Origin of the sequence: Pseudomonas sp. YNh (genome assembly GCF_037993085.1) — a bacterium.
Taxonomy (GTDB): Bacteria; Pseudomonadota; Gammaproteobacteria; order Pseudomonadales; family Pseudomonadaceae; genus Aquipseudomonas; species Aquipseudomonas putida.
The window spans coordinates 280,867-300,420 of record NZ_JBBMRJ010000002.1 but is presented as its reverse complement, the minus strand read 5'-3'; the positions used below and the strand labels follow the sequence as shown (position 1 = coordinate 300,420).

Sequence of the window (19,554 nt, the reverse complement as noted above, 5' to 3'; positions counted from 1 at the left end):
CAAGCCCGGCTTTGACCCCGACGCGCAGGCAAACCCTGCGCGTTCGCATTTACGGAAGTACCCCACGTGATCAAACACAAGAAAGCCCAGTGGCCCTGGCACGGGCTGACCGCCCTGGTGCTGGTCGGCCTGGCGATCAGCCTGTACATGGCCACCTCGATGATGTCCTACGAGTGGCGCTGGAACCGCGTACCGCAGTACTTCGCCTACAAGGCTGAAGACGTTCAGCGCGCTGCCGGTTATGGCACCGTGCAGGAGATTGTCATTGCCGGCGATAACGCCCGCGTCACGCTGAAGGACGAGCAAGGTGACGAGCAGGTGCTTGAAGTGGCCAAGGACAGCCTGCAACTGAGCCGCGGCGACGATGTGGCCGAAGGCGACCAGATTGGCGTCACCCGCCATTGGGCAGCCGGCCCGCTGGCCTGGGGCCTGTGGACCACGTTGTGGCTGTCGGTGGTATCCGGCGCGCTGGGCCTGGTCATCGGCTTGTTCGCGGGCTTGTGCCGGTTGTCCAGCAACCCGACCCTGCGTGACCTCTCGACCGTTTATGTCGAACTGGTGCGCGGCACGCCGCTGCTGGTGCAGATCTTCATTTTCTACTTCTTCATCGGCACCGTGCTCAACCTGTCCCGCGAGTTCGCCGGGGTGGCGGCGCTGGCACTGTTCACGGGCGCCTACGTGGCTGAAATCGTCCGTGCTGGCGTGCAGTCCATCACCAAGGGCCAGAACGAAGCCGCGCGCTCGCTGGGCCTGAACGCTGGCCAGTCGATGCGCCACGTGATCCTGCCGCAGGCTTTCAAGCGCGTGCTGCCGCCGTTGGCTGGCCAGTTCATCAGCCTGGTCAAGGACACCTCGCTGGTTTCGGTGATCGCGATCACCGAACTGACCAAGAGCGGCCGCGAGGCCATCACCACCTCGTTCTCGACCTTCGAGATCTGGTTCTGCGTGGCAGGTCTGTACCTGCTGATCAACCTGCCGCTGTCGCACCTGGCCAGCCGGCTCGAGCGGAGGCTTGCGCAAAGTGATTGAAGTCCGTGACCTGCTGAAAGTCTTCGACACCCGTGGCCAAGTGGTACGGGCTGTCGACAACGTCACCACCCAGGTCGCCAAAGGCGAAGTGGTGGTAGTGCTCGGCCCATCGGGTTCGGGCAAGTCCACCTTCCTGCGCTGCCTCAACGGCCTGGAGCATTTCGACCAAGGCCATGTGGCCATCGACGGCCTGCAACTGGCCGACCCGAAGACCGACATCAACGCCTACCGCCGCGAAGTCGGCATGGTGTTCCAGCACTTCAACCTGTTCCCGCACATGACCGTGCTGGAAAACCTGTGCCTGGCGCAGAAGGTGGTGCGCAAGCGCAACAAGGCCGAGCGTGAAGCCAAGGCCCGGGCGTTGCTGGAGAAGGTGGGTATTTCGCAGAAGGCCAACGAGTACCCGTCGCGCTTGTCGGGCGGCCAGCAACAGCGCGTGGCGATTGCCCGTGCCCTGGCGATGGACCCGAAAGTGATGCTGTTCGACGAGCCGACCTCGGCGCTTGACCCGGAAATGGTCGGCGAAGTGCTGGACGTGATGAAGACCTTGGCCCAGGAAGGCATGACCATGGTCTGCGTCACCCATGAAATGGGCTTTGCCCGCGAAGTGGCGGACCGGGTGCTGTTCTTCGACCACGGCAAGCTGCTGGAAGATGCCGCGCCAGGGGCGTTCTTCGATGCGCCGAAGGACCCGCGCGCGCAGGCTTTCCTGCGCCAGGTGCTGTAAAAAGCGGGGGCGCTTTGCGCCCCAATCGCCGGCAAGCCAGCTCCCACAAAAAGCAGGTCAGCGTCATGCCTGTGGGAGCTGGCTTGCCGGCGATTGGGCTGCAAAGCAGCCCCTGTAACCTCAAATGCTGAACCGCCCAACCATCCCCCGCAACTGCTGCCCCAACTGCTCCAGCTCCCCGCTCGAGGCCGCCGTCTGTTCGCTGGCCGCACTGGTCTGATCCGACACATCCCGCACATTGATCACGCTTCGGTTGATCTGCTCGGCCACCACGCTTTGTTCCTCGCTGGCCGTGGCGATCTGCTGGTTCATGCCCTGAATGCTCGACACGGTGTCGGTGATCTGGCTTAGTGCATCCCCCGCGCGTCGGCTCAGCTCCACGCTCTGCTCGGTCAGGTTCTTGCTGCTGTCCAGCAAGCGGGTCACCTCGTCGGTACCGTTGTGCAGGCTGTCGATTAGCTGGCCAATCTCTTCGGTCGCAGTCGAGGTACGCTTGGCCAAACCGCGCACTTCATCGGCCACCACGGCAAAGCCGCGCCCGGCTTCTCCCGCCCGTGCCGCCTCGATAGCCGCGTTCAGGGCCAGCAAGTTGGTCTGTTCGGACACCGACTTGATCACATCGAGGATGCTGCCAATACGCTGGCTCTCGCCCGCCAGGTGCTGCATGGCCGCCAGGCAATGGTCCATCTGCCCGGCCAGTTGCTCGATACGGCCGATGGCTTCGGCCACCACCTGGTCGCCCACCTGGGCCTGCTGGTCGGCGTTGGTTGCAGCCAGCGAGGCCTGCTCGGCGTTCTGTGCCACTTCCTGAACGGTGGCGCTCATCTGGTTCATGGCGGTGGCCACCTGGTCGGTTTCCTCGCGCTGCTGGTTGATCTTCAGTTTGGTGTCCTCGCTGCTGGCTGCCAGCTGTGAGGCGGCCTGTGACAGCTGGCCGACGCCTTGGTCGATACCCCCGATAAGCTCGCGCAGGCTCAAGGTCATCTCACGCATGCGGCTTTGCAACTGGCCCATCTCGTCACGGCGTTGCACCGCGTCAACCTGGCTCAGGTCGCCTTTGGCTATGCGTGCAGCCACGGCCAGCGTCTGGCGCAATGGCTGGGTGATCTGCAAGGTGATCAGCCAGGCGGCCAACACCCCCATTGCGAGTGCCAGCAGCGCTACGCCGGTCAGCAGCGAGCGGGCGGCCAAGGCTTCGCTGTCGCGCTGTTCGATCTTGCGTTCACTTAGTTGCACGCTCACTGCGGCCAGTTCATCACCCATTTGCTCCATCGCATTCTGCAGTTGCTCAACCCGCACGGCCGCGCGGCGGTACTGGTCCAGGCTGGCCCGGTATTTGGCCAACTCGGTACCGGGTTGCTCGGTGAGCGCGTGTGGCAAGCCCAGCGGCTCGAGGTTTTGTAGCAATTGCCCAAGGCTGGTATCGGCGGCGTCCAGCGCACGTTCGCCCACCCGCGTGAATTCCTCGACGGGGGAGAAGGTATAGGCCGGCATCAGGCTTTGCTGGTTAGCGCCATCGACATGCCGGGTGAGGTTATCCATCAGGCTCAGTACGGCACTACGCTGGCCGTCGGCCGACATGTTCAGCAGGGCTTGGGTCTGTAGATTCTCGATGACCTCGTTTAGCTTATGTTCCTGTGCCTGCATGGTTTCGCGCAGGGCAGTACGTTTGATGACGCTGCTTTGCAGCTCGCTGAAGGTGTCGCGCAGGCGCTGCAGCATCGCCAGCTTCTCGCTCAGTAACTGGCGAGACTCATCAACGTTGCTGCGTTGCTGCAGCGTGGACAGCATGGCGTCCAGCTGGTCAAGGATGCGGGTAACTTGTGCTTTGCTGGCGTCGTCGTTAAGCACGCGATACGTGATGCGCTCTGCGCGCAGGTCTTTGGTGAGGTCGTTGATCAGGCCGATCTCGCTCAGCTGTTCCGAGCGGGTAATGGCGCCATCCAGTGCGCGCCAGCCGCTGAGGGTGGTGGCCAGGGTAAGCAGCAGGACCACCGCAAAGCCGAGGGCCAGCTTGGCAGCGACACTGATGTTGCCGAGCTTGCGGTTGAGGTATCCGAGCATGATGAGTCTCCGTCCATTTAAGAAAGGGGATGCAAGCGCATTGCTGGCATCTCACCTCTGCCAATCGGCAGCGGAGCTGTAGGACTTGACCTGAAAGCCAGGTAGGAAATTTCGCTGCGAACTGTAGGAGGGTTCTGCCCGCACTGGCCTCTTCGCGGGTAAACCTGCTCCTACAGGTACTGCTCAGCCCTTGAAACCTGCGCGATACCTGTGGGAGCGGGTTTACCCGCGAAGAGGCCAGTGCAGGTGATCCATCCCTCAGATCAAAGCTTGAACCGCCCCACCAACCCCTGCAGGTGGGTCCCCAGCCGCGCCAGCTCCACGCTGGAACTGGCCGTCTCTTCACTTGCCGCCGAGGTCTGGTCGGATATATCCCGCACATTCATCACGCTACGGTTGATCTCCTCGGCCACGGCTGTCTGTTCCTCGGCTGCCGTGGCAATCTGCTGGTTCATCGCCTGGATCGACGACACGGTGCGGGTAATGGTCTCCAGCGAGCTGCCGGCGCGGCGGGTCAGCTCGACGCTGCTGTCGGTCAGCTGGCGGCTGTTGTCCATCACGCTGGCCACCCGTTGGGTGCCGCTTTGCAGGCCGGCAATCAGCTCTTCGATCTCTTCAGTCGACTGCTGGGTGCGCTGGGCCAGGCTGCGTACTTCATCGGCCACCACGGCAAAGCCACGCCCGGCCTCACCGGCGCGAGCGGCTTCGATAGCCGCGTTGAGGGCCAGCAGGTTGGTCTGCTGAGCCACCGATTTGATCACGTCGAGCACGCTGCCGATCTTGTCGCTCTCGGCCTTGAGCTGGTTCATCGCTTCGCTGGAGTTGATCACTTCACCCGCCAGCCGCTCGATCTGTGCCACAGCCTCACCCACCACCCGGTCGCCTTCGCGGGCTTGCTGGTCGGCCATCAGCGCGGCTTCCGAGGCCTGCTCGGCGTTACGGGCTACCTCGTGCACGGTGGCCGTCATCTGGTTCATGGCGGTCGCTACCTGGTCGGTTTCGACCTTCTGGTTGTTGACCCCGGCGCTGGTCTGCTCGGTTACCGCCGACAGCTCCTCTGCGGCACTGGCGATCTGAGTGACACCGTCACCGATGCCGCCGATCAGTTCGCGCAGGCCTTGGGTCATGCGCTGCATGCTCGCTTGCAACTGGCCCAGTTCGTCGCGGCGGTTTACCTGCAGGTTCTGGGTCAGGTCGCCACTGGCGACCCGCTCTGCGGCGCGCAGGGTCTGGCGCAGGGGGATGATGATCTGCCGGGTAATTGCCCATGCCGCCAGCAGGCCGAGGGCCAGGGCCAGCCCGGTGGCCACGGCGAGCAGGGTCTTGGCCTGGGTCGCGCCGGCGTCACGCACGGCGGTTTGCGAAGTGGTCATCGCCTGGCTGGTCTGTAGCAGCAGCGTACCTTGCTCGGCCATATGCTGCAGGGCCTGCTCGCTGGCGGCCTGGGCATTGCCGAACTGGGTGACCGCATCGCGGTAGCCGCCCATGGCGGTGGCGGCATCGTCGAGACCGGCGGCATGCTCGGCCGGCACTTTGGCCGGCAATGCGCGCAGCTCGGCGAGGGCCTGGTCGATGGCTTTCAGCGCCGTTTGCTGGAACTCGGCATTGCCGCTGTAGGTGTAGCCCCGCACCTGGAAACGCGCTTGTTGCAGCAGGGCACTGACGTCCACCGCGTGCTGGTACTGGTTGATATCGCCGCCTTGCAGCAGGCCCCGCTGCACGCGGCCGATCAGCTCTGCAGCCTTGTCAGCGCTGTCGCCGAGCACGCTACGGCTGGCCTCGCGGCGCTGGCCGGCCTGTTTCAGCTCGTTGAATGCCTGCTGGTAAATGCGCACGGCCTCGCGCTGCTGCTCCAGGCGCTGGCGGTCGGCGGGGTGTTCGATCTGCCCGAGCATCAGCTGCACCTGGCGGTCGAGGTTGGCCAGGGCTTTTTCCAGCTCGGCCACCGACGCGTCATCACTGCGGCGCTCGTAATGCTGGCGGGCAATGCGCAGTTCCTGGGTGTACTGCTGGATGACCGAGATGTTACCCAGCTTGTCGCCACGGTCGATGATGCTGTCCATGCCGTGCCAGCCGGCCAGGGTAATAGCCAGGGTCAACAGCAGCACCAGGCCGAAACCCAGCCCCAGTTTGCGATTCACGCTCACATTGCCCAGCGATTGGGCTAACCATTGGTACATGTACGACTCCCCGGCGGCTTGGCAGCACAAATAATTGTTGTGTTGCCAAGGCCATCGGCCCGGGAGGGGGAAACTTGATGGGCGAAAAAACGGCGTTTACGTCAGAAAATACGCGAAAGCAGCGCAGTGACGGCGGTCTCTACCCGCAGGATGCGATCACCCAGCTGCACCGGTGCCAGGCCAGCCTTGCCCAGCAGGTCAATTTCGTAGGGGATCCAGCCGCCTTCGGGGCCGATGGCCAGGGTTACGGCTTGTTCCACGGCACGCGGGCAGGCGGGGTAAGGGCCGGGGTGGCCCACAAGGCCCAGGGTGCCAGCGGCGATGGCGGGTAGGCGGTCTTCGACGAAAGGCTTGAAGCGTTTCTCGATGATCACCTCGGGCAGCACCGTGTCACGCGCCTGTTCCAGGCCGAGCATCAGATTGTCGCGAATGCTCTCGGGCTGCAGGAAAGGCGTTTGCCAGAAGCTTTTCTCGACCTTGTAACTGTTCACCAGGATCAGCCGCGATACACCCAGGGTAGCCACGGTCTGGAACAGTCGTCGCAGCATTTTCGGCCGCGGCACCGCCAGCACCAGGGTCAACGGCAGCTTGGCTGGTGGTTGCTGGTCGAAGGCCACTTCAAGTTCGGCCTCGTGCTGTTCCAGGCGCAGCACCGTGGCCTTGCCCATCAGGCCGTTGATACGGCCCACGCGCAGGTTATCGCCCACCGCTACGCGGTGGATTTCCTGCATGTGGGTAAAGCGCCGATCAGCAAGAACGACGCGGTCGGCCGAGACGAAATCGGCCTCTTCAAGGAGCAACAGATTCACGGTTGGGTCGCTGGTGGCTGGTCGTTGTGGTCGTTGGCTTCTTCGTCGTGGGCACTGCGCTTGCGGATCAGGCTACCGCACAGCACGCCGACTTCGAACAGCAGCCACATGGGCACGGCCAGCAGGGTCTGGGAGAAGATGTCCGGCGGGGTGAGGATCATGCCGACCACGAAGCAGCCGATGATCACGTAAGGGCGGACCTTCTTCAGGTACTTCACGTCGACCACGCCAATCCATACCAGCAGCACCACTGCCACCGGGATTTCGAAGGCGACGCCAAAGGCGAAGAACAGCGTCATCACGAAGTCGAGGTAGTTGGCGATGTCGGTCATCATTGCCACGCCTGCCGGGGTGGCGGCGGCAAAGAAACTGAACATCAGCGGGAACACCAGGAAATAGGCAAAGGCCATACCGGCGTAGAACAGCAGAATGCTCGACACCAGCAGCGGAATGGCGATGCGCCTTTCATGGCGGTACAGACCCGGTGCGATAAAACCCCAGATCTGCTGCAGGATGAACGGGATCGCCAGGAACAGCGAGACGATCATGGTCAGCTTGAACGGCGTCAGGAACGGCGAGGCCACGTCGGTGGCGATCATCGTCGCGTTGGCCGGCAAATGGTCGCGCAGCGGCGCCGAGACCAGGGTGTAGATCTGCTGGGCGAAGGAAAACAGCCCGGCAAAGATCAGGAAAATGACGGCAACACAGCGCAGCAGGCGGGTGCGCAGTTCGGTCAGGTGCGAGACCAGCGGCATCGGCTGGTCGTGTTCCGGATTCTCGCTCATGGGGCTCGCGGCGGTTGAGGCGGTTCAGAGGATGCGACCGGGGTTGCAGGTGCTTCGACCGGCCTGGCCTCAAGCCCGGCAGGTGGCTGCACGCTGGCCGTGGTTACCGGCGGCTGGGCAGGGGGTGTCATCGGGTTGAGGATGCGCTTGGCTTCCTCTTCCATCTGCAGGATGTGCTCGTTGTGCAACTGGCGTCGGATGTCGTCGGCGCCGATTTCGCGCTCGACTTCCATCTTGATGCTGTTGAAGCTGCGTTTGAGCCGGCCGATCCACAGGCCTGCGGTGCGCGCGGCACCGGGCAGGCGCTCGGGGCCGAGCACCAGCAGGGCGACCAGACCTACGAGTAGCAGCTCGCTGAAACTGATGCCGAACATGGGTCAGTCTTTCCGCTGCGGCTCTTGGACCGGTTGGGCCTGGCCTTCGATGGTGTGGCCTTGTTGCGGCTGGGCAGTGTTTTGCACCGGCGGCACAGGCTGGGCAGGCGGCGGAGTCTGCTCGGCCGGCTTGGTCTCTTCTTCGTTCATCGCCTTGCGGAAGCCCTTGATCGACTCGCCCAGGTCACTGCCGAAGTTTTTCAGCTTCTTGGTGCCGAACACCAGGACCACGACGACCAGCAGGACGATCCAGTGTTTCCAGTCAAAAATACCCATTTCGTACTCCCGAAATTTACAGGTACAGCAAATCTGTCTGGCAGCGCGGCCCTTGTGGGAGCGGGTTTACCCGCGAACACCGGCGCAGCCGGTGCCATATACCGCGTTGCATGCTTCGCGGGTGAACCCGCTCCCACAGGGGCGTGCAACGCCCCAAAAATACATCAGGCAGATGGCTGGCGTGCGGCCTTTTCATCATGCCCGGACAAGCCGAAACGGCGATCCAGTTCGTCAAGCACGGCTTGTGGATGCTGGCCCAGCGCGCTGAGCATCACCAGGCTATGAAACCACAGGTCGGCGGTTTCGTAGATGACATCGCTGTAATCCTTGCTGACGGCAGCGTCCTTGGCGGCAATGATCGTTTCGACCGACTCTTCGCCGAGCTTTTCGAGGATCTTGTTCAGGCCCTTGTGGTACAGGCTGGCGACGTAGGAGCTGTCAGGCGCCGCTTGCTTGCGTTCTTCAAGCACTTCGGCCAGGCGGTTGAGGGTGTCGCTCATGTCAGTGTCCTGCGCTGTAGATGGCATCCGGGTCCTTCAGGACCGGGTCGACGATTTTCCACTGGCCGTCTTCAAAGACGCGGTAGAAGCAGCTTTCACGGCCGGTATGACAGGCGATATGGCCCAGTTGCTCGACCATCAGGATGATCACGTCGGCGTCGCAGTCCAGACGCAGCTCATGCAGCTTCTGCACGTGCCCGGATTCTTCGCCTTTACGCCACAGCTTGCCACGCGAACGCGACCAGTAGATGGCGCGCTGTTCGGTGGCGGTCAGCGCCAGCGATTCGCGGTTCATCCAGGCCATCATCAGCACGCGTCCGGTCTTGTGGTCCTGGGCGATTGCCGGCACCAGGCCGTCGCTGTTCCACTTGATCTCGTCCAGCCAGTCTTTCATCGTCGACTCCAAAGCGGGCCCGCTCCTGTATCGGGCCCTTTGCGCTAGTGTGCCAGCCACAGGCGCGGCTGGCTATTGGCGCACGATCAGGTAAAGGCCTGCGGCCAGCATCAGCCAGGCCGGCCAGGCAGCAGGGGCGGCCAGGCTGGCGGCCTCGGCGGCGCCTGCGGCCAGCACCGCGCCACCACCGAGCAGGCCGGCGCCCAGCAGGCGCAGGGCCCAGCGGTCACCCTGGCGGCGGCGTTCCGGCAGTTGCGGATCGTTCAGGTGCGGTTGCGACAGGCGTTCGAGCAGGTCGCGGGCCATGTTGGTCAGGTGCGGCAACTGCTCGACCTGCCCATGAATGTTGCCGAGCACGGCCTTGGGGCTGTAGCGGTCGCGCATCCAGCGTTCGAGGTAGGGTTTGGCGGTGCTCCACAGGTCCAGGTCGGGGTACAGCTGGCGGCCCAGACCCTCGATATTGAGCAGGGTCTTCTGCAGCAGCACCAGCTGCGGCTGCACTTCCATGTTGAAGCGCCGCGCGGTCTGGAACAGGCGCATCAGCACCTGGCCGAAGGAAATATCCTTTAACGGTTTTTCGAAGATCGGCTCGCACACGGTGCGGATCGCCGCTTCGAATTCGTTGACCTTGGTATGCGCTGGCACCCAGCCCGAGTCGATGTGCAACTCGGCGACGCGGCGATAGTCACGCTTGAAGAAGGCAAACAGGTTACGCGCCAGGTAGTCCTGGTCCTCGGCGGTGAGGCTGCCGACGATGCCGCAGTCGATAGCGATGTACTGCGGGCTCCACGGCTTGACCGTGCTGACAAAGATATTGCCCGGGTGCATGTCGGCATGGAAGAAGCTGTCGCGGAATACCTGGGTGAAGAATACCTCCACGCCTCGCTCGGCCAGCAGCTTCATGTCGGTACGCTGGTCGGCCAGGGTGGCCATGTCGGTCACCGGTACGCCATAGATGCGCTCCATCACCAGCACTTTAGGGCGGCACAGGTCCCAGTACACCTGGGGCACGTACATAAGCTCGGAGCCTTCGAAGTTGCGCCGCAGCTGGCTGGCGTTGGCAGCCTCGCGCAGCAGGTCGAGCTCGTCGTAGATGGTTTTTTCGTAGTCACCGACGATTTCCACCGGGTGCAGGCGGCGGGCATCGGCCGAGGCGCGTTCGGCGGCCTTGGCAATCAGGAACAACCAGGCCAGGTCCTGGGCGATCACCGGCTTCAGGCCCGGGCGTACCACCTTGACCACCACCTCTTCGCCGGTTTTCAGGCGTGCGGCGTGCACCTGGGCCACCGAGGCCGAGGCCAGCGGTTCGACGTCGAAACGGCTGAACACCTCGCCAACCTTCGCGCCCAGTTGCGCTTCAATCAGTGCCACGGCCTGTTTTGGGTCGAACGGCGGCACACGGTCCTGCAACAGCATCAGCTCGTCGGCGATGTCGGTGGGCAGCAGGTCGCGGCGGGTGGACAGCAACTGGCCGAACTTGATGAAGATCGGCCCCAGGTCCTGCAGCGCCAGGCGCAGGCGCGCGCCACGGCTGAGTTCGGTGGGCTTGCGTGGCAGCCAGCGCCACGGCATCAGCAGGCGCAGACTGGCCAGCCACCAGGGCAGCAAGGGCTGTTCGAACAGCAGGTCATCGAGACGGTAGCGAATCACCACGCGCTGGATGCGAAAAAGACGGCGGACGGCGAGCAGCTTCATGCGTTTTCGCTGGTATCAAGGGATCGGGAGAGGCGCTTGATGCGCGCCTCGAGGCGTTCTGTATCGAGCTTCAGGGCATCGAGTTCACTGAAGGCGGCTTCGGCTTCGCGCTTGCCTACCAGGGTGCGGGACTCTTCGGCCAGGTACTCGGAAAGGTTCTGGCTGAAGCGCGCCAGGCCCTGGCGGGTCCAGCGTGCACGCAGGCGAATGTGGCCTGCCAGCATGGCCGTGGCGACCGGGCCGAGCCAGCGTTGCAGCTCGTGCTCCCAGTCCAGCTCCAGGTCCTGCAGCACGCCGAACAGGTCGAGCAGCACGGCGCTGTCGCCATGCAGTTCTACCTGCGGGCTGTGCAGCACGGCGGTCTTGTCCCTGGCCAGGGCAAGTTGCACCAGGCTGCCGGCCGGTGCGCGCAGGCTGCAGTCGACCCCGCCTTCCCAGTGGGCGGCAAGCATCAGGCCGTCTTCATCGGGCAGGATGAAGACCTGCAGGGCCGGTTGGCGGCAGTCGATCTCGATGACCTTGCCTTCCAGCGCGGCCAGCCGCGGCAGGGCCGTGCTGTCCATGCGCAGGACGCGGTTCAGGCCATGTTCGACGCTGGCGAGCAGCCCGGCCAGCAGCATCAGGGTTTGATCCCCCGGTGCACGGCAACGATGCCGCTGGTCATGTTGTGGTAGGTGACGCGGTCGAAACCGGCCTCGACCATCATGCTCTTCAGGGTTTCCTGGTCCGGGTGCATGCGGATCGATTCGGCGAGGTAACGGTAGCTTTCCGAGTCGTTGGTGATCAGCTTGCCGGCCAGCGGCATGAAAGCGAACGAATAGGCGTCGTAGGCCTTGGACATCAGCTTGCTGGTCGGTTTGGAGAATTCCAGGATCAGCAGACGGCCACCGGGCTTGAGCACGCGTAGCATCGAACGGATGGCTTCGTCCTTGTGGGTGACGTTGCGCAGGCCGAAAGCGATGGTCACGCAGTCGAAGTGGTTGTCCGGGAACGGCAGTTTTTCGGCGTCGGCCTGGACGAACTCGATGTTGCCGGCCACACCGCGGTCCAGCAGGCGGTCACGGCCAACCTTGAGCATCGACTCGTTGATGTCGGCCAGTACCACCTGACCCGTCGGGCCGACCAGGCGCGAGAACTTGGCGGCCAGGTCACCGGTACCGCCGGCGATGTCCAGCACCCGGTTGCCGCTGCGCACGCCCGACAGCTCGATGGTAAAGCGCTTCCACAGGCGGTGCATGCCGCCGGAAAGCACATCGTTCATCAGGTCGTACTTGGCTGCCACCGAGTGGAACACTTCGGCGACTTTTTTCGCCTTCTGGCTTTCAGGTACGTCCTGATAGCCAAAGTGGGTGGTGGGTTCGGCGTGGTCGCCTTTGCGCTGGTCGTTCATATCGCTTCACCGGAAAAAATTACCGCCATTCTAGGGCGAACGGGCGGATTTGTCTTGGCGGGGTGTGCCAGTGGGCAGGGGCGGGCATAATGCTGATTATGTCTACATCTTCAGGAACGCCCGCATGACCCAGATCAGCGTCGAACGCAAACACTCCCTAGGCCGTGATGCCGCCCGCGCCAAGGCCGAAGCGCTGGTCGACAAGCTCAGCCGTGAGTACGACCTCAAGGCCACCTGGAACGGTGACCGCGTGGACGTTGCGCGCAGTGGCGCCAATGGCAGTGTGCACATTGGCGACGACAGCATCCGTGTCGAATTGAAACTGGGCATGATGCTGTCGATGATGAGCGGTACCATCAAGGGCGAGATCGAGCGGGCGCTGGACAAGGCCCTGGCCTGAGCCAGGGCCGCTCTCTGGCTATTGCGGGGCGTCCGCCGGGAAGGGAATGATGCCAATCACTTGCTCCAGGCGCAGATCGCCGCGGTAGATCGCGATGCGCTCCCGTGCGCTTGCTGCTTGCTCAAGCAGGGCCTTGCGGCCCCTTACGCCTGCATCCCAGAATTTGAGGTGGCCCTTGACGAAGTCATGCCCCCTCGCTTCCAGGCTGGGATAGTGAAAATGCGCCTCCCACAGTAACCGCTGTGGCGCTTGCACATCGCGAATCTCGTAGACGTCGAGGTAATCATTGGCGTGACGTAGCTGCCGGCGAATCACGGTCTGCCTGATCCGTACCCGCTTCTGCTCAGCCAGGAAGCGAAGGGCCTTGCCGTCGGGATGGCGGGTGTTCAGGTATGCGTCGGTGAGCAGCCGAAGCCTTTCGTGATGGACGCGGTCCACCGCTGCCCGAAGGAGGTCGACCAAGCTGGAATCCAGTGGATTGTTCAGCTCGGTCAGTTGCTGCTGCACTTCGCGCATGTCACCTGCCGGCCATTCCAGAAAGTCGGCCAGGCTGTTGGGCTCATCGGCATAGTGAGCGGCGAAGGCAATTTTCCCATCCACCTCTGCCAGCAGGCGGCTTGCTCGCTGGCGCAGCTGTGCCCGGTCGTGCCGGGCCGGCCGCGCTTGCTCAGGCACGGCATGCCACACCCCGTCGCGTTGCGCGAAACTGCCCGCAGGCTCCTGGTTGAATGCACTGCGCTGGATGGCCCGATTGCCCATTTGGTCGATTTCCACCAACAGCGGTCGACCTCGGTCAACACGGATGACCCGGCGCCTGATCGTTGCGGGGCGATGATAGGGCGTTGGCGGGGGGAGAGTGATGCCGCTGTCGAGATTGGTCAAGGTCGCGCTCAGTTGCTGCTCCGTGATCTGGGTAATGGTGGACAGTTCGCGTATATATTCGTCCAGCACGTCAGCGACCAGCGCAGGCGAGTCCAGTGTCTTCATGTATTGGGCGCGGTCCAGCACGGTACGGTATTTCTGAAGGATATCCTCAAGCAGTTCGGCTTTGACCTGGGCCGTCTCTTCGGTGGCTTCCAGACCGTCCTGGCTCCAGATCGTACGGCTGAATTCGATGCCGCTGAGCGGCGCGCGCATCGCAAGCAAATGCTCGGCCGTGTCCGCAGAGAGCCGAGTCTTGTCCACGGCGAGGTAGGCCAGGTCACTGAGCAACTGGGCCCGAATGACCAGTGTCGAATACGTCCTGCGTCGAATGGTCTGGGCGAGTTTTGTGGCTTTGTCGGCAAATTCGATCTTGGGGTCCGGCAGTACTTGCGCCAAGGTCCGGTCCAGCCGCTGGCTGACGACAAGCAGGCGGCGGCTGGCCTGGCTGGAATCGCGTACCCGTTCGCAATAATCGAGGTATTGCTGTATCTGCTCGGCAGTCTCTGGAACGCGGGGCAGCCCGATGGACTGTGCGCTCAGTGCCTGGTGGTCGACCTGCTCCAGCAAGCGGCGGCACAGCAGCATGTCGTTTTCGATGGCTGCACCGTACCAGTTGCCGTATCGGCGTCGGCTCGGGGCTCGGGTGTCGAATTTGCTGAACCGTGGTTCGGCCATCTCCTTGAACACTTCGATATTCCCGTGTAGCAGCGTGCTTTGCCGTTCCAGGTAGAGCGCGGATGCCCTGATTTCCGGTAAGTGCCGTAGGCGCTGGGCTTTGAGTGCCTGCCTCTGAAGCTGCAAGGCTGGCGGCGGTGTATCACGCTCATGTGCAGGTAGTGCATCGACACCCATGCTGTATTCCCGCGCGAGGTCGTCATAAACCTGCAGTTGCACTTGGCTGCGTTCCATCAGGGGTGCCATCTGATTCAGCGCTTGTTGGTTAGCCGTGGCGGTTGCGCTCAACGTGTCGAACCGCTGGCGGTTTTCCGCGTTGATGGACAGCCTGTTCCTTGGCATGCCGCCAAAGAGGGTAAGATTCAAAGTCCATTGGCCATGCCAGCGCGTCAACCAAGGGCCTTTTGGGCGTTCACGACCAACGATATGGTAGCCGTCCGGGGCGCCATCCCATTGGGACACCCATTCGCTGCTGCTCGGCTCTGGGCCGATGATCTGCATGCCGTTCCAGGTCTCGATGACTTCATAGACGTCATCGCCCAGCTTGACGTAGTAACGGCCGGCGATATTGAACAACCCACGCAAACGGCCCCTTGTCAGTGGCGCGTGCCCTTCGAGTGACTGCGAGGCTTGCAGTTGGGCCAGTGACTGGCGCTCCTGTACCGACAGGTTGCTCAGGCGCTGCTCGTCATGCCAGCTTTCTACACGCACCCGCGTGGGCTGCGGCGCCTCGACGGGGGCTTGCCAGGGTTTCTCCTGTGGCTGCTCGAGCGCCGGGGGCGGGGATTCTTCCTTCGGTGCAGGGCCTGAAAAACGCAACGTAACGGCCGCTTCGCTGTTGGCAGGGGGCGTTGCCGGGCGGTGGGCAAGGAGCAAGGCCATGTTGGTGAGCAGGTCTATGGCGGCGACGATCTTGTTGTCACCGCTGCGCTTGATCAGCGCCTCCACGTCTTCCTTGGCCGCCGACAGCGCCACGACCAGCCACGCCAGGGTGGTCATCGGGCCATGCCAAAGCTGGGTGACGGTATTGAAGATCGCCCAGGCAGCCTCCTTCACCAAAGCCCGCACTTCCTGGGCATTGGATACGCTATTGCTGGCTGAGGCCAATAACATGGTGTCGATGCGGGCGTTGAACAGGTGGGTGGCCAGATCCTCCGTCCACGCCTTGAACAAGACTTGGACCGGGCGTCTGAGGCGTTGCAAAAGGCCGTCCAGCAGCTCGACCGGCACATTGAGCAGGTGCGTCAGCGCGGTAATGTTCGGGTGCAGGTGCGGGTGCTTGAACCCGTCGTTCTGGTAAATCGGACGCGCGTCATCGTCGAGCCAGGCCAGTACGCTCTCTTGCAGTGCGCCCCTGCTGCGGACTGCCTCCATCAGCAATTCGAGGGTCGGAAATTCCTGCAACGCCCTGTCGGCATAGAACGGGCGGTACAAGACCCAACTGCCGCTTGCCGGAATTTCGATGATGAACATCCCGTGTGCCACATCGCTCGCCGAAGCGCCAGGCGCGCAAAGGAACGCCAGAGGGGCGATGCGCAGAAGGTCCGCGCCATTGTCCATGCCCTGGCAGAACCTGAGCATTGCCTGGCTCGCCGTTTCGCCAAGCTGTCGCTCGATCTTGGCCTTCAGGGTGCTGAACCGAAGGGCGTAACGCCACTCCCTGGCATGTTGCCTGATTCGTTCGGACCTGCGCGGTTCGGTTCTGACTTGATCCTGCAGGTAGGTGGGGTAGTGAGCGCCGATATCGACCTGATGAATCAGCGCCCTGATCTGCTCGATGCTCAGCCAGTCCTTTACGGGCGAGCCATCCTCGAAACTGAGCCCGGTCATCACCTCGCCAGCCTCAAGGCGCAGGCGGGAGATCGCTAGATCGGTCAGGGGCACCGTGCGCAAGAACAGTGACTGCCCTTGTGTGCCGGCGCCGATGATGGCCTGGGAAATGCGGATGTGCACCTCGTTCGGGTCGTGTACCGCCTTGTCTGGGTAGCGGGCCTGCAGGGTCTCACGCAAGCGGCGAGCGGCGTAATCACGGATATCTTCGACATCGCTCAGCGATGTGAAGCCCTTCGACCGACCTTGGTTCGCCGCCAGATCGAGCAGTGCAGTGTGATAGGCGTAGCGGTCCTCAGCGCTGGCATTTAGCAGCCATCGCGGTGGGCGGACAGCGGGTGCAGTTCGTTCCTGCGAAGGCAGGTCGAAGAAGTGAGCTGACGGGTCGCTCACCTGACGCAGTTGTCGCTCCAGCTCGTCGACGGTTGCCAGGCCACCAATACGCAAGCGCCCGATGTCGTCCAGGATACCGTTCAGCAGTTGCCTGGCCTGGAAGGCGAAAGGGCGTCCGATCACCGGTGTGTGCGCCCAGGACAAAGCTTCGAAGCGATAGCTTTGTGCTAGCTGCCGTTGCAGCGCGGTGGCAAAGCTGGGCAGGTCGACATGGCGGTGAACCGAACCGCAGGGTTTGCATTGCAGAACCAGGTTGCGGGTACCACTTGTGGTGATGAGCAACAGATCCGGCAGGGTGACGGTGCGTGCTTCGCCATCCGTTCCGAGCGTGACTTGTATCGCCTCGACAGCCAGGCTGTCGAATGCCCCGTCGAGCAAGGCGTACATTGCAGCTTTTTCATCATCTGCCAGGCCTTGGCGAGGGAGGTTCTCGAGCAATGCGGCCTTGATGGTGTGTTCCAGCCAGAGCATGCGCGAGGCTTGGCTGTCTTCGTCGAGCCCGTTCCAGAAGCCGATCTGGGCTTGCTGGAAGGCAGGTATCAACGCACCAAGCACTGTATCGAAGTCATCGCTGAGCTTCGTCAGGTCCGGGATGATTTCGGGTTGGCGGATGTTGTCCGGGCCTTGCTCCTGAATTTGAAACACATGGGGTGGGCTGATGCTCAGCTTGTCTGGGGCGCTTGGTTGCACACGTTCCTTGGCCAGAAAATGCCTGAGAAGGTCGTCCAGCAGCCCGCTCTGACGTGGGAGATCCCCTGTGCTGGCCGGTGCATGCAGGATGACGAAAGGATCGAGCGATGTGATGTGAGGGTGGTTGCGTTGCAACCACGGATACCGGTCGCTGAAAGTCTGGAATGCTTCTTTTGATAGAACGTCCCGCAGGCTGGGTCGTTTGGAGAAACAGGCTGCCACGCTTTGCTTGAACGTCAGCCTCGGTGGGTTTGCTACAGCAGTCATGGCGTCGATGTCCGTGAGGTGAAGCCTGCGACGCTAGCGCTATGGCCAACGGTGCTTGCGGTATATAGATGCGACAACGACGACCTTAGGGTGAGGTTTCTAATTTTCTTCCCTACCTTAATGCTCAAGCCCAGCCTCCATGGGCGGTTTTCCACCACTCATGAGCATGAGGTACACAGCATGGCCAAAGTGATTGTGAAGAAAAAAGACGAAGCCCTGGGCACGCTTGGCGAGGTGCGCGGCTATGCGCGCAAGATCTGGCTGGCCGGTATCGGCGCCTACGCCCGCGTCGGTCAGGAAGGCTCTGACTACTTCCAGGAGCTGATCAAGGCCGGCGAAGGCGTCGAGAAGCGCGGCAAGAAACGCATCGACAAAGAGCTCGATGCCGCCAACCACCAGCTTGACGAAGCCGCTGAAGAAGTGAGCCGCGTACGCGGGAAGGTAGAAATTCAACTCGACAAGATCGAAAAAGCTTTCGACGCACGGGTCGGTCGCGCCTTGAATCGCCTGGGTATTCCGTCTAAACATGACGTTGAGGCGTTGTCGGTCAAGCTTGAACAGTTGCATGAGCTGCTTGAGCGCGTCGCGCACAAACCATAAGGAGAGCAGGATGGCTGGCAAGAAGAACACCGAAAAAGAAGGCAGCTCCTGGGTCGGCGGGATCGAGAAGTACTCCCGCAAGATCTGGCTGGCGGGGCTGGGTATCTATTCGAAAGTCGACCAGGACGGCCCGAAGCTGTTCGACTCGTTGGTGAAAGATGGCGAGAAGGCCGAGAAGCAGGCGAAGAAGACGGCTGAAGATGTAGCCGAAACCGCCAAGTCGTCGACCACTTCGCGCGTGTCTGGCGTGAAGGACCTTGCGATGGGCAAGTGGAGCGAACTCGAAGAGGCCTTCGACAAGCGCCTGAACAGCGCCATCTCGCGCCTGGGCGTGCCGAGCCGCAACGAGATCAAGGCCCTGCACCAGCAGGTGGACAGCCTGACCAAGCAGATCGAGAAGCTGACCGGTGCTTCGGTTACGCCGATTTCGTCGCGCGCTGCGGCGTCCAAGCCGGCTGCGAGCAAGGCAGCGGCCAAGCCACTGGCCAAGGCAGCGGCGGCCAAGCCTGCTGCTAAAACGGCGGCGGCCAAACCTGCAGCTAAAACGGCAGCGGCCAAACCTGCAGCAAAGCCTGCGGCCAAACCTGCAGCTGCCAAGCCGGCGGCAAAACCGGCAGCAAAACCGGCAGCGCCCAAGCCAGCGGCAGCGAAGAAACCTGCGGTGAAGAAAGCACCGGCCAAACCGGCGGCCGCCAAACCTGCAGCGCCAGCGGCCAGTGCCGCCCCGGCCGCTACCGCAGCACCGGCACCTGTAGCCGCCCCGGCCAGCAGCGCACCGTCGGCACCAAACGGCACCGGTACCCTGATCTGATACCGCGTCGCCTTCTTCGCGGGCTTACCCGCTCCCACAGGTACAGCGCCGATCAGCAGGTCAGCGCAGGCCCTGTGGGAGCGGGCATGCCCGCGAAGGCCCCGGCGCCGACAGCGCGGGCCTACCCCTCCAGATAGCGCACCGCCAACTGCTCCGCCGCCGCCCGCGCCTGTGGCTGCAGATGCGGCGCCACCAGCATCATCACCTGATACACCACAATTCCCACATCCGCCTCGCGTCCCAGCACCCGCTGGTAATCCAGCGAGAACAGCAGCGTCATTGTGATCTGCTCCACCAGTTGCCCCAGCGCCTGGGTTTCACTCTCTACCAACCCCTGGCCCTTGAGGCTGGCGAGCAACGCCGCCAGCGTACGCTTGAGTGCATTGATCAGGCTGCGCATGCCGCGCGCCAGCTTGGGCAGGCGGCCGGTGAGGTTGGACAGGTCCTGGAACAGAAAGCGGTACTGGGCCATGTGCTCGACGATAAGGTGCAGGAACAGCCAGTAGTCCTCGGCGTCCAGGCGCACGTCCAGGGGCGGGTCGAGCAGGGGCATCAGCGCTTCTTCGAAGCGCTCGAAAAGGCCCAGCACCAAGGGCTCCTTGCCATGGAAGTGGTAGTACAGGTTGCCCGGACTGATACCCAGTTCGTTGGCAATCTCCAGGGTGGATACGTTCGGTTCGCCCTGCTGGTTGAACAGTTGCAGGGCGCATTCGAGGATACGGTCGCGGGTCTTCATCCAGT

18 protein-coding genes and 2 pseudogenes are annotated in these 19,554 nt (G+C 62.8%); 5 read left to right on the top strand and 15 right to left on the bottom strand.

Annotation, left to right across the window (positions count from 1 at the left end; genetic code table 11):
• Nucleotides 1-66: 66 nt before the first annotated feature.
• A complete protein-coding gene (locus WF331_RS03375; protein ID WP_016501998.1) occupies nt 67-1,029 on the top strand; it encodes an amino acid ABC transporter permease in 963 nt (320 codons plus the stop codon).
• Entirely contained in the window at nt 1,022-1,756 is a 735-nt protein-coding gene (locus WF331_RS03370) for an amino acid ABC transporter ATP-binding protein (RefSeq protein ID WP_041168148.1), read from the top strand. Before WF331_RS03375 ends, WF331_RS03370 begins: the two co-directional genes overlap by 8 nt.
• Nucleotides 1,757-1,876: 120 nt before the next feature.
• Here the strand turns inward: WF331_RS03370 and WF331_RS29230 are convergent, their stop codons facing one another.
• The 13 genes and pseudogenes from WF331_RS29230 to ubiE form a co-directional block, all read right to left on the bottom strand.
• Nucleotides 1,877-2,581, bottom strand: a complete 705-nt coding sequence (locus tag WF331_RS29230; protein ID WP_445324371.1) for a methyl-accepting chemotaxis protein — start codon at nt 2,579-2,581, stop codon at nt 1,877-1,879.
• A gap of 198 nt (nt 2,582-2,779) precedes the next feature.
• A pseudogene (locus WF331_RS29225) lies at nt 2,780-3,820 on the bottom strand (methyl-accepting chemotaxis protein); the annotation flags it as partial.
• A 263-nt stretch (nt 3,821-4,083) separates the two neighbouring features.
• Nucleotides 4,084-4,797 (bottom strand): methyl-accepting chemotaxis protein, encoded by a 714-nt coding sequence (locus tag WF331_RS29220; RefSeq protein ID WP_371321170.1) that lies wholly within the window; start codon nt 4,795-4,797, stop codon nt 4,084-4,086.
• Nucleotides 4,798-4,938: 141 nt separating this feature from the next.
• Nucleotides 4,939-5,883: pseudogene (locus WF331_RS29215) on the bottom strand (methyl-accepting chemotaxis protein); the annotation flags it as partial.
• A gap of 218 nt (nt 5,884-6,101) precedes the next feature.
• Entirely contained in the window at nt 6,102-6,809 is a 708-nt protein-coding gene (locus WF331_RS03355) for a 16S rRNA (uracil(1498)-N(3))-methyltransferase (RefSeq protein WP_284358944.1), read from the bottom strand.
• Nucleotides 6,806-7,594: a twin-arginine translocase subunit TatC gene (gene tatC, locus WF331_RS03350; RefSeq protein WP_016501993.1), complete on the bottom strand. Its 789-nt coding sequence runs from the start codon at nt 7,592-7,594 to the stop codon at nt 6,806-6,808. Before tatC ends, WF331_RS03355 begins: the two co-directional genes overlap by 4 nt.
• Nucleotides 7,591-7,968 (bottom strand): Sec-independent protein translocase protein TatB, encoded by a 378-nt coding sequence (gene tatB / locus WF331_RS03345; RefSeq protein ID WP_016501992.1) that lies wholly within the window; start codon nt 7,966-7,968, stop codon nt 7,591-7,593. The genes tatC and tatB overlap by 4 nt, the downstream gene beginning before the upstream one ends.
• A 3-nt stretch (nt 7,969-7,971) precedes the next feature.
• The gene (locus WF331_RS03340) at nt 7,972-8,244 is read right to left on the bottom strand and encodes a twin-arginine translocase TatA/TatE family subunit (RefSeq protein ID WP_016489564.1); all 273 of its coding nucleotides are present in this window, start codon (nt 8,242-8,244) and stop codon (nt 7,972-7,974) included.
• 164 nt (nt 8,245-8,408) lie between these two features.
• Nucleotides 8,409-8,744 carry a phosphoribosyl-ATP diphosphatase gene (locus WF331_RS03335; RefSeq protein WP_016489563.1) on the bottom strand — a complete coding sequence of 112 codons (336 nt, stop codon included), beginning with the start codon at nt 8,742-8,744 and terminating at the stop codon, nt 8,409-8,411.
• Nucleotide 8,745: 1 nt separating this feature from the next.
• On the bottom strand, nt 8,746-9,138 hold the full coding sequence (gene hisI / locus WF331_RS03330) for a phosphoribosyl-AMP cyclohydrolase (RefSeq protein ID WP_019472588.1): 393 nt from the start codon (nt 9,136-9,138) through the stop codon (nt 8,746-8,748).
• Nucleotides 9,139-9,210: 72 nt separating this feature from the next.
• Nucleotides 9,211-10,833, bottom strand: coding sequence for a ubiquinone biosynthesis regulatory protein kinase UbiB (gene ubiB, locus WF331_RS03325; RefSeq protein ID WP_016501990.1), 1,623 nt, complete (start codon nt 10,831-10,833; stop codon nt 9,211-9,213).
• Nucleotides 10,830-11,453: a ubiquinone biosynthesis accessory factor UbiJ gene (locus WF331_RS03320; protein ID WP_016501989.1), complete on the bottom strand. Its 624-nt coding sequence runs from the start codon at nt 11,451-11,453 to the stop codon at nt 10,830-10,832. The genes ubiB and WF331_RS03320 overlap by 4 nt, the downstream gene beginning before the upstream one ends.
• Nucleotides 11,453-12,223 carry a bifunctional demethylmenaquinone methyltransferase/2-methoxy-6-polyprenyl-1,4-benzoquinol methylase UbiE gene (ubiE, locus tag WF331_RS03315; RefSeq protein ID WP_016501988.1) on the bottom strand — a complete coding sequence of 257 codons (771 nt, stop codon included), beginning with the start codon at nt 12,221-12,223 and terminating at the stop codon, nt 11,453-11,455. Before ubiE ends, WF331_RS03320 begins: the two co-directional genes overlap by 1 nt.
• Nucleotides 12,224-12,347: 124 nt before the next feature.
• On the opposite strand from ubiE, the gene WF331_RS03310 reads away from it, so the two are divergent.
• Nucleotides 12,348-12,623: a polyhydroxyalkanoic acid system family protein gene (locus WF331_RS03310; protein ID WP_003249289.1), complete on the top strand. Its 276-nt coding sequence runs from the start codon at nt 12,348-12,350 to the stop codon at nt 12,621-12,623.
• An 18-nt stretch (nt 12,624-12,641) separates the two neighbouring features.
• On the opposite strand, the gene WF331_RS03305 is transcribed toward WF331_RS03310, so the two are convergent.
• Nucleotides 12,642-17,402 (bottom strand): hypothetical protein, encoded by a 4,761-nt coding sequence (locus tag WF331_RS03305; protein WP_340622654.1) that lies wholly within the window; start codon nt 17,400-17,402, stop codon nt 12,642-12,644.
• Between the two features lie 180 nt (nt 17,403-17,582).
• Here WF331_RS03305 and WF331_RS03300 point away from each other — a divergent pair, with 180 nt between their 5' ends.
• Together WF331_RS03300 and WF331_RS03295 are read left to right on the top strand one after the other, a co-directional pair.
• A complete protein-coding gene (locus tag WF331_RS03300) occupies nt 17,583-18,002 on the top strand; it encodes a phasin family protein (RefSeq protein ID WP_284358936.1) in 420 nt (139 codons plus the stop codon).
• Between the two features lie 10 nt (nt 18,003-18,012).
• The gene (locus tag WF331_RS03295) at nt 18,013-18,813 is read left to right on the top strand and encodes a phasin family protein (RefSeq protein WP_059394462.1); all 801 of its coding nucleotides are present in this window, start codon (nt 18,013-18,015) and stop codon (nt 18,811-18,813) included.
• A 121-nt stretch (nt 18,814-18,934) separates the two neighbouring features.
• Here the strand turns inward: WF331_RS03295 and WF331_RS03290 are convergent, their stop codons facing one another.
• Nucleotides 18,935-19,549: a TetR/AcrR family transcriptional regulator gene (locus WF331_RS03290; RefSeq protein WP_016501984.1), complete on the bottom strand. Its 615-nt coding sequence runs from the start codon at nt 19,547-19,549 to the stop codon at nt 18,935-18,937.
• Nucleotides 19,550-19,554: the final 5 nt, after the last annotated feature.

What these genes read in the sequence shown, in the direction of transcription:
- WF331_RS29230 (WP_445324371.1), bottom strand. Translation starts at nt 2,581, where the DNA reads ATGAGCGCCACCGTTCAGGAAGTGGCACAGAACGCCGAGCAGGCCTCG.
- WF331_RS29220 (WP_371321170.1), bottom strand. Translation starts at nt 4,797, where the DNA reads ATGAACCAGATGACGGCCACCGTGCACGAGGTAGCCCGTAACGCCGAG.
- tatC (WP_016501993.1), bottom strand. Translation starts at nt 7,594, where the DNA reads ATGAGCGAGAATCCGGAACACGACCAGCCGATGCCGCTGGTCTCGCAC.
- tatB (WP_016501992.1), bottom strand. Translation starts at nt 7,968, where the DNA reads ATGTTCGGCATCAGTTTCAGCGAGCTGCTACTCGTAGGTCTGGTCGCC.
- WF331_RS03340 (WP_016489564.1), bottom strand. Translation starts at nt 8,244, where the DNA reads ATGGGTATTTTTGACTGGAAACACTGGATCGTCCTGCTGGTCGTCGTG.
- WF331_RS03335 (WP_016489563.1), bottom strand. Translation starts at nt 8,744, where the DNA reads ATGAGCGACACCCTCAACCGCCTGGCCGAAGTGCTTGAAGAACGCAAG.
- hisI (WP_019472588.1), bottom strand. Translation starts at nt 9,138, where the DNA reads ATGAAAGACTGGCTGGACGAGATCAAGTGGAACAGCGACGGCCTGGTG.
- ubiB (WP_016501990.1), bottom strand. Translation starts at nt 10,833, where the DNA reads ATGAAGCTGCTCGCCGTCCGCCGTCTTTTTCGCATCCAGCGCGTGGTG.
- WF331_RS03320 (WP_016501989.1), bottom strand. Translation starts at nt 11,453, where the DNA reads ATGCTGCTGGCCGGGCTGCTCGCCAGCGTCGAACATGGCCTGAACCGC.
- ubiE (WP_016501988.1), bottom strand. Translation starts at nt 12,223, where the DNA reads ATGAACGACCAGCGCAAAGGCGACCACGCCGAACCCACCACCCACTTT.
- WF331_RS03310 (WP_003249289.1), top strand. Translation starts at nt 12,348, where the DNA reads ATGACCCAGATCAGCGTCGAACGCAAACACTCCCTAGGCCGTGATGCC.
- WF331_RS03305 (WP_340622654.1), bottom strand. Translation starts at nt 17,402, where the DNA reads ATGACTGCTGTAGCAAACCCACCGAGGCTGACGTTCAAGCAAAGCGTG.
- WF331_RS03300 (WP_284358936.1), top strand. Translation starts at nt 17,583, where the DNA reads ATGGCCAAAGTGATTGTGAAGAAAAAAGACGAAGCCCTGGGCACGCTT.
- WF331_RS03295 (WP_059394462.1), top strand. Translation starts at nt 18,013, where the DNA reads ATGGCTGGCAAGAAGAACACCGAAAAAGAAGGCAGCTCCTGGGTCGGC.
- WF331_RS03290 (WP_016501984.1), bottom strand. Translation starts at nt 19,549, where the DNA reads ATGAAGACCCGCGACCGTATCCTCGAATGCGCCCTGCAACTGTTCAAC.